The organism is Paraburkholderia sp. SIMBA_030, from assembly GCF_046535245.1.
In the GTDB taxonomy this organism is placed as follows: domain Bacteria; phylum Pseudomonadota; class Gammaproteobacteria; order Burkholderiales; family Burkholderiaceae; genus Paraburkholderia.
The window spans coordinates 1-244 of the sequence record NZ_JAWRXB010001398.1; the positions used below are offsets into that span (position 1 = coordinate 1).

A 244-nucleotide genomic window follows, 5' to 3' on the forward strand; every position below is an offset into this window, starting at 1 on the left:
GCCGACATCGGTCCGCTACGGCTGATCGCACTCGATTCGATGGTGCCGGGTCAAAGCGCAGGTACGCTGTGCGACGCGCGGCTTTCGTGGCTCGCCGCGCAACTCGATGCGGCGAACGGCAAGCCGACGGTGGTCGCGCTGCATCATCCGCCGTTTGCGTGCGGCATCGGACATATGGATGCGCTGCGGCTCGATCCGCTTGCCGCCGACAAGCTCGCCGCATTGATCGCGCGTTATCCGAACG

At 66.0% G+C, this 244-nt stretch carries 1 pseudogene; it reads left to right on the plus strand.

The features are described 5' to 3' along the window. Positions 1–244 (plus strand): annotated as a pseudogene (locus SB772_RS44630) (phosphodiesterase); the annotation flags it as partial.